Origin of the sequence: Corallococcus praedator, assembly GCF_003612125.1 — a bacterium.
Classification (GTDB): domain Bacteria; phylum Myxococcota; class Myxococcia; order Myxococcales; family Myxococcaceae; genus Corallococcus; species Corallococcus praedator.
In genome coordinates this window covers 1-440 of sequence record NZ_RAWI01001062.1, presented here as the reverse complement: position 1 = coordinate 440, position 440 = coordinate 1, and the positions used below count along the sequence as shown (strand labels likewise).

Below are 440 nucleotides of genomic sequence, written 5' to 3'. Positions count from 1 at the left end.
GCAAATAATGCGATCACATCTGGTAGCATCGGCCCATGTCCGACGACGTGCACACACCCACCTCGGGTGGCTCCTGTGACGAGGACGCCCTCGCGGCCGCGTGGCATCAGCTCACCGTCCGGTACCACCGGCTGCACTGCGAGATCGACCGGACCCTCGAGGCGAGCCACCAGATCAGCGGGAGCGAGTTCGAGGTCCTCGAACTGCTTGCCGCGCAACCGGACTGTTCCCTGCGGATGAGTGAGCTCGCCGGCCAGGTGCACCTCAGTCAGAGCGCGTTGTCGCGACTGGTCGCGGGCCTGGAGAAGAACGGCCTCGCGCAGCGGACCATGTGCGAGAACGACCGTCGATCGGTGTTCACCGCGCTGACCACCGCAGGACGCGACCTCTACGAGCGAGCGCGCCCCGTGCAGCGTGCGATCCTTCGTGCTGCCACGGTG

Annotated in this window: 1 protein-coding gene; it reads left to right on the top strand. The window is 66.8% G+C overall.

Annotated features, from left to right (window positions below; translation table 11 throughout):
* Positions 1 to 35: 35 nt before the first annotated feature.
* A partial coding sequence (locus D7Y13_RS43040) for a MarR family winged helix-turn-helix transcriptional regulator (protein ID WP_120631124.1) occupies positions 36 to 440 on the top strand: 405 nt, incomplete at its 3' end.